Annotated in this window: 12 protein-coding genes; 4 read left to right on the top strand and 8 right to left on the bottom strand. The window is 71.7% G+C overall.

The window, feature by feature from the left end:
• Positions 1–42 precede the first annotated feature (42 nt).
• Positions 43–2,619 (bottom strand): aminopeptidase N, encoded by a 2,577-nt coding sequence (pepN, locus tag ACYQ8Q_RS16600; RefSeq protein ID WP_460065693.1) that lies wholly within the window; start codon positions 2,617–2,619, stop codon positions 43–45.
• 177 nt (positions 2,620–2,796) lie between these two features.
• Here pepN and ACYQ8Q_RS16595 point away from each other — a divergent pair, with 177 nt between their 5' ends.
• Both ACYQ8Q_RS16595 and ACYQ8Q_RS16590 read left to right on the top strand, forming a co-directional pair.
• Positions 2,797–3,441, top strand: a complete 645-nt coding sequence (locus tag ACYQ8Q_RS16595) for a mycothiol-dependent nitroreductase Rv2466c family protein (RefSeq protein WP_460065691.1) — start codon at positions 2,797–2,799, stop codon at positions 3,439–3,441.
• 57 nt (positions 3,442–3,498) lie between these two features.
• Positions 3,499–4,275 (top strand): SAM-dependent methyltransferase, encoded by a 777-nt coding sequence (locus ACYQ8Q_RS16590; protein WP_460065689.1) that lies wholly within the window; start codon positions 3,499–3,501, stop codon positions 4,273–4,275.
• Between the two features lie 88 nt (positions 4,276–4,363).
• Here ACYQ8Q_RS16590 and ACYQ8Q_RS16585 read toward each other — a convergent pair whose 3' ends face one another.
• The 6 genes from ACYQ8Q_RS16585 to ACYQ8Q_RS16560 form a co-directional block, all read right to left on the bottom strand.
• Positions 4,364–5,257 (bottom strand): TauD/TfdA dioxygenase family protein, encoded by an 894-nt coding sequence (locus tag ACYQ8Q_RS16585; protein ID WP_460065687.1) that lies wholly within the window; start codon positions 5,255–5,257, stop codon positions 4,364–4,366.
• A 12-nt stretch (positions 5,258–5,269) separates the two neighbouring features.
• Entirely contained in the window at positions 5,270–6,610 is a 1,341-nt protein-coding gene (locus ACYQ8Q_RS16580) for an LLM class flavin-dependent oxidoreductase (protein WP_460065685.1), read from the bottom strand.
• Positions 6,607–7,332: an ABC transporter ATP-binding protein gene (locus tag ACYQ8Q_RS16575; protein ID WP_460065682.1), complete on the bottom strand. Its 726-nt coding sequence runs from the start codon at positions 7,330–7,332 to the stop codon at positions 6,607–6,609. The genes ACYQ8Q_RS16580 and ACYQ8Q_RS16575 overlap by 4 nt, the downstream gene beginning before the upstream one ends.
• Positions 7,308–8,150 carry an ABC transporter permease gene (locus ACYQ8Q_RS16570; protein ID WP_460065681.1) on the bottom strand — a complete coding sequence of 281 codons (843 nt, stop codon included), beginning with the start codon at positions 8,148–8,150 and terminating at the stop codon, positions 7,308–7,310. Before ACYQ8Q_RS16570 ends, ACYQ8Q_RS16575 begins: the two co-directional genes overlap by 25 nt.
• Positions 8,151–8,155: 5 nt before the next feature.
• Positions 8,156–9,211 carry an ABC transporter substrate-binding protein gene (locus ACYQ8Q_RS16565; protein ID WP_460065679.1) on the bottom strand — a complete coding sequence of 352 codons (1,056 nt, stop codon included), beginning with the start codon at positions 9,209–9,211 and terminating at the stop codon, positions 8,156–8,158.
• Between the two features lie 208 nt (positions 9,212–9,419).
• The gene (locus ACYQ8Q_RS16560; RefSeq protein WP_460065678.1) at positions 9,420–10,625 is read right to left on the bottom strand and encodes an ROK family protein; all 1,206 of its coding nucleotides are present in this window, start codon (positions 10,623–10,625) and stop codon (positions 9,420–9,422) included.
• Positions 10,626–11,050: 425 nt separating this feature from the next.
• On the opposite strand from ACYQ8Q_RS16560, the gene ACYQ8Q_RS16555 reads away from it, so the two are divergent.
• Positions 11,051–11,626 carry a biotin transporter BioY gene (locus ACYQ8Q_RS16555; RefSeq protein WP_460065676.1) on the top strand — a complete coding sequence of 192 codons (576 nt, stop codon included), beginning with the start codon at positions 11,051–11,053 and terminating at the stop codon, positions 11,624–11,626.
• A gap of 81 nt (positions 11,627–11,707) precedes the next feature.
• Here ACYQ8Q_RS16555 and ACYQ8Q_RS16550 read toward each other — a convergent pair whose 3' ends face one another.
• Positions 11,708–12,406 (bottom strand): LPXTG cell wall anchor domain-containing protein, encoded by a 699-nt coding sequence (locus tag ACYQ8Q_RS16550; RefSeq protein ID WP_460065675.1) that lies wholly within the window; start codon positions 12,404–12,406, stop codon positions 11,708–11,710.
• A gap of 277 nt (positions 12,407–12,683) precedes the next feature.
• On the opposite strand from ACYQ8Q_RS16550, the gene ACYQ8Q_RS16545 reads away from it, so the two are divergent.
• On the top strand, positions 12,684–14,168 hold the full coding sequence (locus tag ACYQ8Q_RS16545) for a protein kinase domain-containing protein (protein ID WP_460073347.1): 1,485 nt from the start codon (positions 12,684–12,686) through the stop codon (positions 14,166–14,168).
• Positions 14,169–14,174 lie beyond the last annotated feature (6 nt).

Here is a 14,174-nt window from a genome sequence, read left to right as displayed (position 1 = left end):
GAATTCCGTAACGGTCACCGCCGACGGAATCCATGGCCAGAGCTAGTGGTGTTCTTCGGCCCTGGCATCACAGGCCTGGCCGCGCAGGCCGCGGGCCAGGTCGTCCCAGGCCTCCAGGACCAGCCGGCGCAGCGCCGGGGGCGCCGCGTCGTGGGCGGCGAGCCAGACGTCCGTCTCCACCAGGGTCTGCGGGGAGTCCTGGAGGTAGGGGTACAGGCCCTTGACGACGGTCATCGCGATCTGGATGGACCGCTCGGACCACACCCGCCCGATCGCCGCGAAGTACTTCTGCGCGTACGGCGCGAGCAGCTCCCGCTGGGAGGGCTGGGCGAAGCCCGCGATCGTCGCCTCGGTCAGCGCGTTGGAGAGCTCCTCGGACTCCACCACCTGCGCCCACGCCTGCGCCTTGACCGCCGCCGAGGGACGCGCGGCCAGACAGCGGACCTGGTGGCGCCGGCCGGACGCGGTGTCGTCCCGGGCCAGCTCCGCCTCCAGCGCCTTCTCGTCGGCGTACCCGTGCGCGACCAGCGGCTCCAGGAACGTCCACCGCAGCTCCTGGTCGACGTCCAGCCCCTCGATCACCGAGGTGCCGTCCAGTAGACCCTGGAGCAGCTCGAAACCGCCCTGGTCCTCGGCCGTCTGCGCGAAGAACCGCGCCCACGCCAGCTGGTGCTCACTGCCCGGCCCGGCCGCGTACAGCTCGCGCTCGGCGCCCTCGGAGAGCAGCCGCGCCCCGGTCGCCCGCAGCGGCGGCGCCACATAGTGCGTCAGCGCCGAGTCCGCCCAGGCGTGCAGCATCTGGAGGACCCCGATGTCCGACTCGCGCCCCGCGAACCGCAGCACCAGGGCGATGAAGTCCCGCGCGGGCAGCAGCGCGTCCCGGGTCAGGTTCCACAGCGCCGACCAGCACAGGGCGCGGGCCAGCGGGTCGGCGATGTCGCCGAGGTGCGTGTGCAGCGTCTCCAGCGAGGTCTCGTCGAAGCGGATCTTGCAGTACGTCAGGTCGTCGTCGTTGACCAGCACCAGCTCCGGGGCCGCCTCGCCGGCCAGCTCCGTGACGACCGTGCGCGGACCGTCGACGTCCGCCTCGACCCGCGCGTACCGCACCAGCGCGCCCTCCTCCCGGCGGTACAGGCCGATCGCCACCCGGTGCGGCCGCAGCTCGGGGTGCGACTCCGGGGCCTCCTGCACCACGGCGAGCTCGGCGATCCGGCCCTCGGGGTCCAGCAGCACCTGCGGGGTCAGCGAGTTCACCCCGGCCGTCTGGAGCCAGGACCGCGCCCACGCCCCCATGTCCCGGCCGCTGGTCTCCGCCAGCACCGACAGCAGGTCGCCGAGGCGGGTGTTGCCGTACGCGTGCCGCTTGAAGTAGCGGCGGGCGCCCTCCAGGAACGCGTCCCGCCCGACGTACGCCACCAGCTGCTTGAGGACGGACGCGCCCTTGGCGTAGGTGATGCCGTCGAAGTTGAGCTTGGCGTCCTGCAGGTCGCGGATGTCGGCGGTGACCGGGTGGGTGGAGGGCAGCTGGTCGGCGCGGTACGCCCAGGCCTTGCGGCGGTTGGCGAAGGTGATCCAGCCCTCGGTGAAGCGGGTCGCCTCGACCATCGAGAAGGAGCCCATGAAGTCCGCGAAGGACTCCTTCAGCCACAGGTCGTCCCACCACTCCATGGTGACCAGGTCGCCGAACCACATGTGCGCCATCTCGTGCAGGATGACGTTCGCCCGGTGCTCGTACGACAACCGGGTCACCTTGCCCCGGAAGATGTACTCCTCCCGGAAGGTCACCAGCCCCGGGTTCTCCATCGCCCCCAGGTTGTACTCCGGCACGAACGCCTGGTCGTACTTGCCGAAGGGGTACGGATAGTCGAAGTGCTCGTGGAAGAAGTCCAGACCCTGCTTGGTGATCAGGAAGACGTCCTCGGCCTCGAAGTAGGGCGCGAGACCCTTGCGGCACATCGCGCCGAGCGGGATCTCCAGGGTCGTGCCGTCCCCGAGGTCACGGCTGTAGGAGTCCGTGACGTAGTGGTACGGGCCCGCCACCACACAGGTGATGTACGTCGAGATCGGCTTCGTCTCCGCGAACCGCCACACCCCGTCGGCGCGCTCACCGGCGCCGTTGCTCCACACCGTCCACTCCTCGGGCGCCCGCACCTCGAAGCGGAACGGGGCCTTGAGGTCGGGCTGCTCGAAGTTGGCGAAGACCCGGCGGGAGTCGGCCGGCTCGTACTGCGTGTAGAGGTAGACCTCGCCGTCCTCGGGATCGACGAACCGGTGCAGGCCCTCGCCGGTGCGCGAGTAGGCGCACCGCGCGTCGACCACCAGCTCGTTGTCGGCGGCCAGGTCCTCCAGCAGGATCCGGGAACCGTCGAACACCTCGCCCGGGTCCAGATCGCGGCCGTTGAGGGAGACGGACGTCACACTCGGCGCGATCAGATCGGCGAAGCTCGCGGCGCCCGGCTCGTTGCAGCGGAAGCGGATCGTGGTGACCGAGCGGAAGGTGCGCTCCCCTGCGGAGTCGTCCACGGCCGAACGCACGTCGAGGGACACGTCGTACCCGTCGACGGACAGCAGGGCGGCCCGCTCCCGGGCCTCGTCGCGGGACAGGTTCTCACCGGGCACAGGCGGTACTCCCTCGTGGGTGGCCGGACGGTGTACGGACAGGGGTGACACGGACAGGAGTGATCCTGCCACGCGCCCCTGACCGCAGCAGCGGGGAATGCGTGCCGCACGTGACGGTGTTGACGCGGGGTAGCACCTTTCTCTCGAAGTTCCCTTGAAGATCTCCCGAGGAGACACATGTCCGAGAAGACCCCCGTCGACTTCTGGTTCGATCCGCTGTGCCCCTGGGCGTGGATGACCTCCCGCTGGGTCCTGGAAGTCGAGAAGGTCCGTGACATCGAGGTGCGCTGGCACATCATGAGCCTCGCCGTCCTCAACGAGGACAAGCTGGACGAGCTGCCCGAGGAGTACCGCGAGATGCTCGCGGTCCAGGCCTGGCAGCCGGTGCGCGTGGTCACCGCCGCCTGGCAGCTGCACGGCGCCGACGTCCTCGGCCCGCTCTACACCGCGCTCGGCACCCGTATCCACAACAACGGCGAGGGCCCGACGGTCGAGGCCATAGCCGGCGCGCTGGCGGACGTGGGCCTGCCCGCCTCCCTCATCGAGTACGCCGAGCAGAGCGACTTCGAGTTCGACGCCCAGCTGCGCGCCTCCCACAAGGAGGGCATCGAGAAGGTCGGCCAGGACGTCGGCACCCCGGTGATCGCCGTCCCCGGCCCCGACGGCGAGCAGATCGCCTTCTTCGGCCCGGTCGTCACCCCCGCCCCGAAGGGCGAGGAGGCCGCCCGCCTCTGGGACGGCACCGTCGCGGTCGCCTCGGTCCCCGGTTTCTACGAGATCAAGCGCACCCGTACCAAGGGCCCTGACTTCAGCAATCTGTGACAACTCCTGCGCAGGTTCGCCCCCGCGAGCAGCCCTCGCGGGGGCACCATGGGCTCCATGACGGAGATCGACACCTCGGTACCCCACTCGGCCCGCATCTGGAACTACTGGCTGGGCGGCAAGGACAACTACCCGGTGGACGAGGCGGCGGGTGACGCCTACACCGCCGTCTTCCCCGGCATCGTCACCATCGCCCGCAGCAGCCGCGCCTTCCTCGGCCGCTCCATCACCCACCTGGTCGAGGAGGCGGGCATCCGCCAGTTCCTCGACGTCGGCACCGGGCTGCCCACGGTCGACAACACCCACGAGGTCGCCCAGCGCCTGGCCCCCGAGTCGAAGATCGTCTACGTCGACAACGACCCCCTGGTCCTCGCCCACGCCCGCGCCCTGCTCACCTCCAGCCCCGAGGGCACGACCGCCTACGAGGACCTCAGCCTCTACGAGCCCGAGCGCATCCTGGAGGCGGCCGCCCGGACCCTCGACCTCTCCCGGCCGACGGCCCTGATCCTCAGCGGCATCCTCGGCCACGTCGACGGCTACGACCGGGCCCGCGACCTCGTCCGCGCCTTCCTGGACGGGCTGCCCTCCGGCAGCTACCTCTCCCTCAACGAGGGCTCCCGCGGCACCGACCCCGTCTACGAACAGGCCCAGGACGCCTACAACGAGACCGGCGCGGTCCCCTACTTCCTGCGCCCGGTCGACCAGATCGAGGGCTACTTCGAGGGCCTGGACCTGGTCGACCCGGGAGTCGTCTCCGTCCCCCTGTGGCACCCCGCCCCCGGCGCCGACACCACCCCGATCGGCCAGCACGGCGGCCTGGGCCGCAAGCCCTGACCCGAGCCTCCCGTCCCGGCCGGCCCGGGGACGCGCGCTGGCCCCTGGCGCGCGTCCCCGGGCGGGTCCGGTACGGACCGGACCGTGCCTAGGCCGCCACGGCCGAGTAGTGCGCCGCGCTGCCCTCGATCGAGTGGCTCTCCTTGCCCTCGACGCCCACCGGCACGTCTCCGGCGGCCGTCACCCGGTGCAGCCGGCGCGGTGCGCCGTCGTAGTTGTCGATGGCGTAGTGCTGGGTGATCCGGTTGTCGAAGACGACGAGCTGGTTCTCGGACCAGCGGTGGCGCAGGACGTTCTCGGGCCGGGTCACGTACGACTGGAGCAGATCGAGGATCCTGCGGGACTCGGCGACCGACAGACCGACGATCCGCTGGGCGAACCCGCCGATGAACAGGCCGCGTTCCCCGGTCAGCGGGTGGACGCGGACCACCGGGTGGACCGTGCGGTACGTGATGGAGGTGAACTGGGCGCGGGCGGCGGCCTGTGCCTCGTCGAGGGCCTCGTCGGGCACCGCGTAGTCGTAGTCGTTGGTGTGCTCGGCCCACAGGGTGTCGGCCAGCCGCCGCAGCGGCTCGGGCAGATCGCGGTAGGCCGCCGCGGAGCTGGCGATCAGCGTCTCGCCGCCGTACGGCGGGACGGTCAGGCTGCGCAGGGTGGTGGCCTGGGGCGGGTTGAGGACGAAGGTCACGTCGGTGTGCCAGTGGTTGGCGGCCCGGCCGCGCTCGCTGTCGACGGGCAGCACGTTCGGCGCGCCGTCGACCGAGGCCACGGTCGGGTGGGCGGTGGTGACCTCGCCGAAGTGCCGCACGAAGGCCTGGTGGGACTCGTCGTCGAGGTTCACCTCGTCGAAGACCAGCGCCTTGTGGACGTTGAGCGCCTCGCGGAGCGCGGCGTAGGTCTCCTCGTCGAGGGGCCTGGAGATGTCGACGCCGAAGACGTGGGCGCCGATGTTCGCGGTGAGCTTGCGGATGTCGAGTGTCATGGGGGTGTCCTCTCAGACCAGGGCGGGTGTCTTGACGTACTGGTTGGCGGGGCGCGGCAGGCCGTAGCGCTCGCGCAGGGTCCGGCGGGGGCCGTATTCCGTACGGAGCAGGCCGCGGGCGCGCAGGATCGGGACGACCTGGTCGACGAAGGCGGTCAGACCGGAGGGCAGCACGGCGGGCATGATGTTGAAGCCGTCGGCGGCGCCCTGGGTGAACCAGGTCTCGATCTTGTCGGCGACCTGCTCGGGCGTCCCCGCGAAGGTGAGGTGCCCGCGCCCGCCGCCGAGCCGCCCGATCAGCTGCCGTACGGTCAGCCGCTCACGGCGGGCCAGCTCCACCACCAGCGTGTAGCGGCTCTTGGCGCCCTCGACGGCGTCCTCGGAGGGCAGGCCGTCCGGCAGCTCGGCGTCCAGCTCCAGGGCGCCGGGGGGCAGTTGCAGCAGCCGCTCCAGGTTGGCCACCCCGTGCCGGTGGACGATGTGGTCCTCCAGCAGCTGCTCGTTCGCCCGGGCCTCCGCCTCCGTGGAGCCGAGCACCGGCACGATGCCCGGCAGCACCTTGAGGTGCCCGGGGTCGCGGCCGGCCGCCGCCGTGCGCGCCTTGAGGTCGGCGGAGAAGGCCTGCGCGTCGGCCAGCGTCTGCTGCGCGGTGAACACCGCCTCCGCGTACCGGGCCGCGAACGCCTTGCCGTCCTCCGAGGACCCGGCCTGCACCAGCAGCGGGTAACCCTGCGGGCTGCGCGGGACGTTGAGGGCGCCCTCGACGCTGAAGTACGTTCCCCGGTGCCGGGGCGGATGGATCTTGGCGTCGTCGCCCCACACCCCGGACGCCTTGTCGGCGAGGATCGTGTCGTCCTCCCAGCTGTCCCAGAGCTTCAGCGCCACGTCCAGGAACTCGGCGGCCCGCGCGTACCGTTCGGCGTGCGCGGGCTCCGCGTCCAGGCCGAAGTTGCGGGCGGCCTCCGCGCCCGCCGTGGTGACGATGTTCCAGCCCGCCCGGCCGCCGCTGATGATGTCCAGTGAGGCGAACGTGCGGGCCAGGTTGTAGGGGGAGTTGTAGGACGTGGAGGCGGTCGCGATCAGCCCGATGTGCCGGGTCGCGGTCGCCAGCGCGGTGAGCAGCGTCAGCGGCTCCAGCGCCCCGGCCGGGCGCTGCGCGACACTGCTCCACAGCTGCGGTCCGTCGGCCAGGAAGAGGGAGTCGAAGGTGCCGCGCTCGGCGGTCCGCGCGAGCTCGACATAGTGGTCCAGCTCCACATGGGCGTGCGGGTCGCTCTCCGGGAGCCGCCAGGACGCCTCGTGGTGCCCGGTGTTCATCAGGAACGCGTTGAGGTGCAGCTTTCTCGAACTCATTGGTGGTCCTCCGTGACGCCCAGCGCGGCCAGCAGCCGCTCGCGGTACTCGCCCAGCAGCGGATCGCGGTACGAGCGCGGATGGGGGCGGTCGATGGTCAGGTCGAGGCCGATCCGGCCGTGGTCGAGGACGAGGACCCGGTCGGCGAGCACGATCGCCTCGTCCACGTCGTGGGTGACGAGCAGCACCGACGGGCGGTGCCGCTTCCACAGCTCCCGCAGCAGGGCGTGCATCCTGATCCGGGTGAGCGCGTCGAGCGCGCCGAACGGCTCGTCGGCCAGCAGCAGTTCGGGCTCCCGGACCAGCGAGCGGGCGAGTGCGGCGCGCTGTGCCTCGCCGCCGGAGAGCTCGTTCGGCCAGGCCCGCTCCCGGCCGGCGAGCCCCACCTCGGCGAGGGCCGCCCGCCCCTTCTCCTCGCCGTCCGTGCCCAGCAGGACGTTGTCCAGCACCCGCCGCCAGGGCAGCAGCCGGGAGTCCTGGAAGACGACCGACACCCGCTCGGGCGCCGTCAGTTCCCCGCTCCCGGCGACCTCGTGGTCCAGGCCGGCGACCGCCCGGAGCAGGGTGGACTTGCCGGAGCCGCTGTGCCCGAGCAGGGCGACGAACTGTCCGGCGGGGATGTCCAGGTCGATGCCGTCGAGGACGGTCCGTCCGTCGAAGGACCGGGCCAGGCCCCGCAACCGTACGGCGGGACGGGTCAGTTGCTCAGTGTGCGGCGCCACGACAGCACCCTCCGTTCGACGATGCGGACCGCGCTGTCGGAGACCAGGCCGAAGACGCCGTAGATCAGCAGACCGACCAGGATGACGTCCGACTGGCCGTAGTTCTGGGCCTGGAACATCATGTAGCCCAGGCCGCTGGTGGCGTTGATCTGCTCCAGGACCACCAGACCGAGCCAGGATCCGGTGACGCCGAGCCGGAGTCCCACGAAGAATCCGGGCAGGGCGCCGGGGATCACGATCTGCCGGACGAACTGCAGCCTCGACAGGCCCTGCACCTCGGCGAGTTCGACGAACCGGTGGTCGATGCCGGACAGCGCGGCATGCGTGTTCAGATAGATCGGGATGTAGACGACGATCGCGATGATCGCGATCTTGAAGGTCTCGCCGATGCCCAGCCACAGGATGAACAGCGGGATCAGCCCGAGCACCGGGATCGCCCGGTTGAGCTGCACGGTCCCGTCGATCAGCGCCTCCCCGGTCCGGCTGAGCCCGGACACGAGCGCCAGCACCACCCCGGCGGTCAGCCCGATCGCGAAGCCGTACCCGGCGCGTTCGAGGGAGGTGAGGACATCGGTGGGCAGGGTCCCGTCGGTCCACAGCCGGGCGCCCGTCCCGAGGACGGTCCAGGGCGCCGGGATCGCGCCGGGGTCGAGCCGGCCCGCGGCGGAGGCGGCGGCCCACAGGGCGATCAGCAGGAGGGGCCCGGCGAGCCGGGCGGCGGGCAGGCGTTTACCGGGGGAGAGGCTGCGGCGGCGCCGGCGGGGCGGCCGCTCGGCCACGGCGACGGGGGCGGCCGTGCCCAGCGTGGTGGTGGTCATGGCGGTCAGCTCCGGTACTCGGCGGGTACGGACTTCGCGGCGATGCCCTCGAAGCGGTGGTCGAAGAGGGAGGAGACGTCGAACTTCTTCACGAAGCCGCCCTCGGCGAGCAGATCGGCGGTCTCCTGCTCCCAGGCGATCGCCTCGTCCCAGCTCGGCGGGAACAGCGGCTTGTTGGCGAGGTCGGAGATCGCCTCGGCCTGGGCGGAGGTCAGGTTCTGCGTCCTGACGTAGAACTCCTCGTTCCAGATGCCGGGGTTCTCGTACTGCCATACCTGGCCCTTGGCCCACTGCGGGACGTACGCGGCGATCGCGGCCGCCTTCGCCTTGTCGCCCAGCACCGACACCGGCGCCCACAGCAGGTTCAGCAGGTCGACGACGTCGGTGGTGATCGAGCGGGCGCCCTTGGAGCCGTACTGCTGGAGGTAGGCGGGAGCCTGGCTGTTGGCGAGCGGGGCGATGTCGACCTGACCGGACTGCAGGGCGGTCAGGAACTGGTTGCTGGTCAGCGGGACCAGCGTGACCTCGTCGTACTTCAGGCCGGCCTTCTTCAGCGCCCGCAGCAGGACGACACCCTGCGCCTGGCCCTGCGAGAACGCCAGCTTCCTCCCCTTGAAGTCCTCGACCGTGCGGATGTCGCTGCCGGGCTTGGTGGCGAAGAGATAATTCGGCTTCCGGGTGATGTTGATCGCGACGATCTTCGCGTCATAGCCCTGGTAATGCGCCTGGATCGGCGGGATGCCCGCGTTGTTCGCCAGGTCCAGGGATTTCGCCCGGAAGGCGTTGATGACATCGGGACCGGCCCCGATGTTCACCCAGCTCGACACCGTGAACGGCAGGTCCGGCAGTTTCGCCAGCTTGAACTGGAGCTGCTGCGTGTTCAGGTACGAGGCGATCTTCAGGCTGGTGCCGGCGGGCACCTTCGTGGCGAGCGGGGCCGTGGCGGTGCCCTTGCCGGTGGCGGCGGCACTGCTCTCGGCGCAGCCGCTGAGCCCGGCGACACCGGCGGCGGCACCGAGCAGCGAGGTGAGGAACAGGCGGCGGTCAAGGGACGAAGACATGGGAGTACCCCTCAGGGGAAAGCGGTGAAAAAAGGCATGCGGAATTCCACGGGCGGAAAAGGGAACTCACGCGGGAAAAGACTGCGGGAAACGCAGGAGGAAGGGCGCGCTCCCGGCGCACCGGGGCGTCAGCAACAGAGAGTGCGACAGCTCATGGAATCATCGTCCGTTCCGCGTGCGATGCCTGTCAACATTCGGAGTTTCTGAATTAATTCGGTACGGGCGACGCGGTCAGCGGATCCCGGTACAGCACGTCGAGGGCCACCGCGCCGCCCGCCACGGCGAGCACGGAGTTCCCGAAGCTCGTCGGCACGACACTCCCCGCCCGCTCCGCCCCCACCTCCGCCCGCAGCGCCGCGAGGCAGTCCTCCCGGTGCAGCACGCCCACCTCGGTGACGACGACCCGTTCCGGGTTGAGGACGTCCAGCAGCAGCCCCGCCGCCCGTCCCGTCATCCGGGCCCGCTCCCGCAGCAGCCGGACCGCCACCGGGTTCCCCGCCTGCGCCGCGGCGAGCACGGCCATCGGGTTCACCCCGTCCGCGACCCCCGCCTCCCGGGCTCGCCGGCACAGCGTCCGCTCGCTCAGTTCGACCTGGAGGCAGCCGGTCCGGCCGCAGGAGCAGGGCTCGGTGCCGCCGGTCAGCGGCAGATGCGCGACGGCCCCCGCCTGGGAACGGGGCCCGTGGTGCACCTCGTCATGGGTGGCGAACGCCGCGTCGACCACGTTCCCCACGAACAGATGCAGCACACTGCGGCTGCCGCGCACCCGCCCGAACAGCCGCTCCGCGTTCACCAACGCCCGCGCGTGCCCGTCGACATGGACCGGCAGCCCGGTGTGCGCGCCGAGCAGCTCCCGCACCGGCACCTCGCGCCAGCCGAGCAGCGGATGCTCGACGACGGTCCCCGAGTCCCGGTCCACCCAGCCGCCGACGGCGACCCCGACCCCCAGCGGCCGGCTGTCCGCCGCCTCCGTCAGCAGCGCCGCCAGCCCCTCGGCGGCCCGCGCCAGCACCTCGTACGGCTCGGTGCCGCGGTGCTTCACCTCGCGGCGCGCCAGCACCCGTCCGCGCAGGTCGAGCAGCGCGACCGTGGTGTACGGCACGGCCACATGGACCCCGCCGACCACCCACCGCGAGTCGTCCAGGTCGACGGGGACGTGCGGCCGGCCGGCCCCGTTGCTGCGCCGGGGCGCGGCCGACTCCCGGATCAGGCCGAGGGCCGTGAGCCGGGTGCAGTGGTCGGTGACAGCGGCCGGGGACAGCCCGGTCAGCCGGGCGATGGTGGAGCGGGCGACCGGGCCGTGTTCCAGCACGGACCGCAGGATCACACTGGCACTGGTGCGCCGCCGGTCGCTGTCGGCGACCCGGGGGACGGGGGATGTACGGGGAGCGGGGGGTGCCGCGGTACGGGGCATGGTTGACCGTCCTCGGAGCAGGGGGGGGCCGACATGTCTCGGAGGCCGAGGCGGGCCGGGCCCGCCTCAGACCGGGCGGCGACAGGTGGCCGTGCCCTGGCGTCGCAGGTCGACATAGCGACGCGACGTGTGGTTCAGGGCCTGGGCAACCATGTCTGGAAGCGTAGGGCAGGAAAGGTGAATCCGACCAGAGCACTAGGATTCCTTTGGTGAGTGTTCACAATCCCCTGACATGGCGGCCGGTGAGACACACCTCGTCACCTCAGTGATCGTTGTCACGCCCGGAACGGTGTAGCGGGCATCCTTTGTGAAGATCCCATCAAGCTCCCGCCGCCCTCTTTGTCGACCACTGACGGTGGGTGCCCGAGGACCCCTGGGATAGCGTCACGGTGTCCCCGACCTCCCCTTCTCCCCGCGGAGTCCCCATGAGCACCGCCGCCGCCAGCGCCAGCCCCGGACGGGTCCTCGCCGACCTCCTGCCCGCGTCCCGCGTCCGTGACGTCGCGCTCGTGCTCGGCGGAGCCGCGCTCACCGGCCTCGCGGCCCAGATCGCGGTGCCCGTCCCCGGCTCCCCGGTCCCGGTGACCGGACAGACCTTCGCCGCGCTCCTCGTCGGCACCTCCCTCGGGGCCCGCCGCGGTGTCTCCGCGCTCGTGCTGTACGCGCTGGCCGGCCTCGCCGGTGTCCCGTGGTTCGCGGACGGCTCCTCCGGCCTGTCCGTCTCCTTCGGCTACATCGTCGGCATGATCCTCGCGTCCGCCGCCGTGGGCGCGCTGGCCCGCCGGGGCGCGGACCGCGGCGTGTGGCGCACCGCGGGCGCGATGCTGGTCGGCGAGGCGATCATCTACGCCGTCGGCGTCCCCTACCTCGCCTACGCGGCCGGTATCCCCTTCACCACCGCCGTCTCCGTCGGCCTCACCCCGTTCCTGATCGGCGACGCGGTCAAGGCGCTGCTGGCGATGGGGCTGCTGCCCACGGCCTGGAAGTTCGCCGACCGCTGACACTCGGTCGGTGCGGAAGAGGTCCGCCGGGTCGTGACGCGACCCGGCGGACCTCTTCCGCGTTTCCGGAGGGAACAGGTGTCAGCCCTGCGGGCGGCGCCGGGTCCACCACAGTCCGGCCGTGCCCGCCGTGAGCAGGGCGATCCCGGTCGCGCCGAGGGGCAGCAGGTCCTCGCCCGCGCCCGTCTTCGGCAGCTCGTCGCCGCCGGGTGCCGTGGGGGTGTTGTCCGTGCCGAGCAGCAGCGGGGTGGCGGGGGCGTTCGGCGCCGGGTTCGTCGTACCGAACGGCACCGGGCCCTGCTGCCAGAACGTCTTCTTCCCGTCGGCGCTCTGCACGGGCAGACAGATCCTTCCGGTCTTGTCGAGCGCGAAGGTGGCGTCGACGGAGTACGACTTCGAGTCGCCCGCCGCGAGCCGGTCGACGGTGCAGGAGAAACCGCTGTTCGAACCGTCCGGGAGATCCTTCTCGGCGATCGCCGTGCAGCCCTGGACGTTTGTCACCGTGAGGCCGTCGAATCCGACGATCCACATCCTGATCTCTCCGCTGTCCTTGGTCCCCCCGTTCTTCACCGTGGCGGTGAGGGAGGTTTTTCCGGAGTCGTTGTCGACCGAGATCCGCTCGGGCAGCAGTGTGGTCAGCCGCACGCCCGTCGGAGCCTCGTCGACGGCCTTTCCCCCCTTGTCGCTGTCCGCGCCTGCCGGGGCGGCGAAGATCAGCACCGTCGCCAGTGAAGCGGCGGTGAGTGAGCCGACGATGGTCGCCGAACGGCGAGAACTCATGTTCGTCCCCCCTTTGGCTGCGTCAGAATGCGCAGTACCTGAAGAGGTACCACAAGATTTCTCCGCACTATGCAGATACGCCGCGAAGTGTGACCATTGTGTTGGCGGTATGGGAAAGGGGAGGGGGCGCAGGGAATTGCCGGGAATGGGGGGGAGTCCGAAAGACCCGAGAAGTTCGGTGAATTCTGGGAATCCCGGGAATTCGGTGAGCGGGGGTGTTCCGGGGCTGCTGGTGACGGGGCGCTACCGGCTGGTCGAGAGTATCGGCCAGGGGGGAATGGGACGCGTGTGGCGGGCCACCGACGACGTGCTCGACCGGCAGGTCGCCGTGAAGGAGATGCGGATCGACGGACTCGACCCCGAGGACGGCCGCACCCGCCGGGAGCGCACCCTGCGCGAGGCCCGGGCCACCGCCCGTATCGACCACCCCAACGTGGTGCGGGTCTACGACGTCGTCGACGAGGGCGAACGCCTGTGGATCGTCATGGAGCTGGTGGCCGGCCGCTCGCTGGAGCGGGTCATGGCCGAGGAGGGGCCGCTGGGGCCGCGCGAGACCGCCAGGATCGGCCTCGGGCTGGTGCAGGCGCTGCGGCAGGTGCACGCGGGGGGCGTCCTGCACCGGGACATCAAACCGGGGAACGTGCTGGTGGAGCGGGGCGGGCGGGTCGTCCTCACCGACTTCGGCATCGCGGCGATCCAGGACGCCAAGGCGCTGACCATGGTCGGCATGCTGGTCGGCTCCCCGGACTACATGGCCCCGGAGCGCATCTCGGGCCGCCCGCAGGGACCGCCGTCCGACGTCTGGTCCCTCGGCGCGACCCTCTGCGCGGCGCTGGCCGGTCACTCCCCGTTCTCCCGCGACACCACGCTGGCGACGCTGCACGCGGTCCTCTACGAGGAGCCCACCCTCCCCGCCGGGGCGGGCCCGCTGACCGGCGTCCTGCGCGCCCTCCTGGAGAAGACCCCGGAGGCCCGCCCCTCCCTGCCCGCGCTGGAGGAGTCCCTCCGCCCGGTGGCCCACCCGGACGAACCCCCGACCCGCGCCCTGCGCAGCCCCACCCGGGCGGGGGTGCCTCCGGAGGCGCCGGACGGGCGGGCGCGGGCGGCGGAATCCGCTTCCGGTCCCGCCGTCGCCGCCCGCGGGAGGGGGTGGGTCCTGGCCGGGGCCGGGCTCGTCGCGGTGGTCGTCGGCGTCGTCCTTGTGCTGGCGCCCTGGTCGGGCGGGGACGGGGACCGGGCGGGCGGCGGGGCCTCGCCGAAGCCGTCACCGTCCGCGCCGGCCTCCCCGGCGTCCGGCAGCCCCTCGGCCACCGTCGAGGGGACGTCCAGGCCGCCGAGTCTGCCGCCGGGCGCGCACCAGGAGGCCGGGGGGTACGCCTGGGCGACCCCCAAGGGCTGGCGGCGGGACGTGAAGACGGGCGCCGAGGTGCACTACACCTCGCCCGACGGCACCCAGGAGCTCGCCGCCAAGTCCGCCCTCGCCCGCGGCGATCTGATGGACACCTGGCGGACCTCGGAGCAGAACGCCCGGCAAGGCCGCGACTACCGCAAGATCCGCCTGGAGGAGACGACGTACAAGGGCCGCCCGGCGGTCGTCTGGGAGTACACCTTCACGCTCCAGGGCGCCCGCTGGCACGCCCGGCTCCTCGGCTTCGACCAGGCGGGGAAGTCGTACCAGATCAACACCTGGTACCGGCCGGCGGTGGAGGCGGACGCCCTGAAGACGTACGACGAGGTGAAGGAGAGCTTCACGGTGCTCTGACCTGCG

The organism is Streptomyces sp. YKOK-I1 (genome assembly GCF_054660435.1).
This window is presented reverse-complemented; position numbering and strand designations above follow the sequence as displayed.

Bases quoted from the DNA above. Each gene is read 5' to 3' on its own strand.
- ACYQ8Q_RS16595 (WP_460065691.1), top strand. From the start codon at position 2,797: ATGTCCGAGAAGACCCCCGTCGACTTCTGGTTCGATCCGCTGTGCCCC.
- ACYQ8Q_RS16590 (WP_460065689.1), top strand. From the start codon at position 3,499: ATGACGGAGATCGACACCTCGGTACCCCACTCGGCCCGCATCTGGAAC.
- ACYQ8Q_RS16585 (WP_460065687.1), bottom strand. From the start codon at position 5,257: ATGACACTCGACATCCGCAAGCTCACCGCGAACATCGGCGCCCACGTC.
- ACYQ8Q_RS16580 (WP_460065685.1), bottom strand. From the start codon at position 6,610: ATGAGTTCGAGAAAGCTGCACCTCAACGCGTTCCTGATGAACACCGGG.
- ACYQ8Q_RS16570 (WP_460065681.1), bottom strand. From the start codon at position 8,150: ATGACCACCACCACGCTGGGCACGGCCGCCCCCGTCGCCGTGGCCGAG.
- ACYQ8Q_RS16565 (WP_460065679.1), bottom strand. From the start codon at position 9,211: ATGTCTTCGTCCCTTGACCGCCGCCTGTTCCTCACCTCGCTGCTCGGT.
- ACYQ8Q_RS16560 (WP_460065678.1), bottom strand. From the start codon at position 10,625: ATGCCCCGTACCGCGGCACCCCCCGCTCCCCGTACATCCCCCGTCCCC.
- ACYQ8Q_RS16555 (WP_460065676.1), top strand. From the start codon at position 11,051: ATGAGCACCGCCGCCGCCAGCGCCAGCCCCGGACGGGTCCTCGCCGAC.
- ACYQ8Q_RS16550 (WP_460065675.1), bottom strand. From the start codon at position 12,406: ATGAGTTCTCGCCGTTCGGCGACCATCGTCGGCTCACTCACCGCCGCT.
- ACYQ8Q_RS16545 (WP_460073347.1), top strand. From the start codon at position 12,684: ATGGGACGCGTGTGGCGGGCCACCGACGACGTGCTCGACCGGCAGGTC.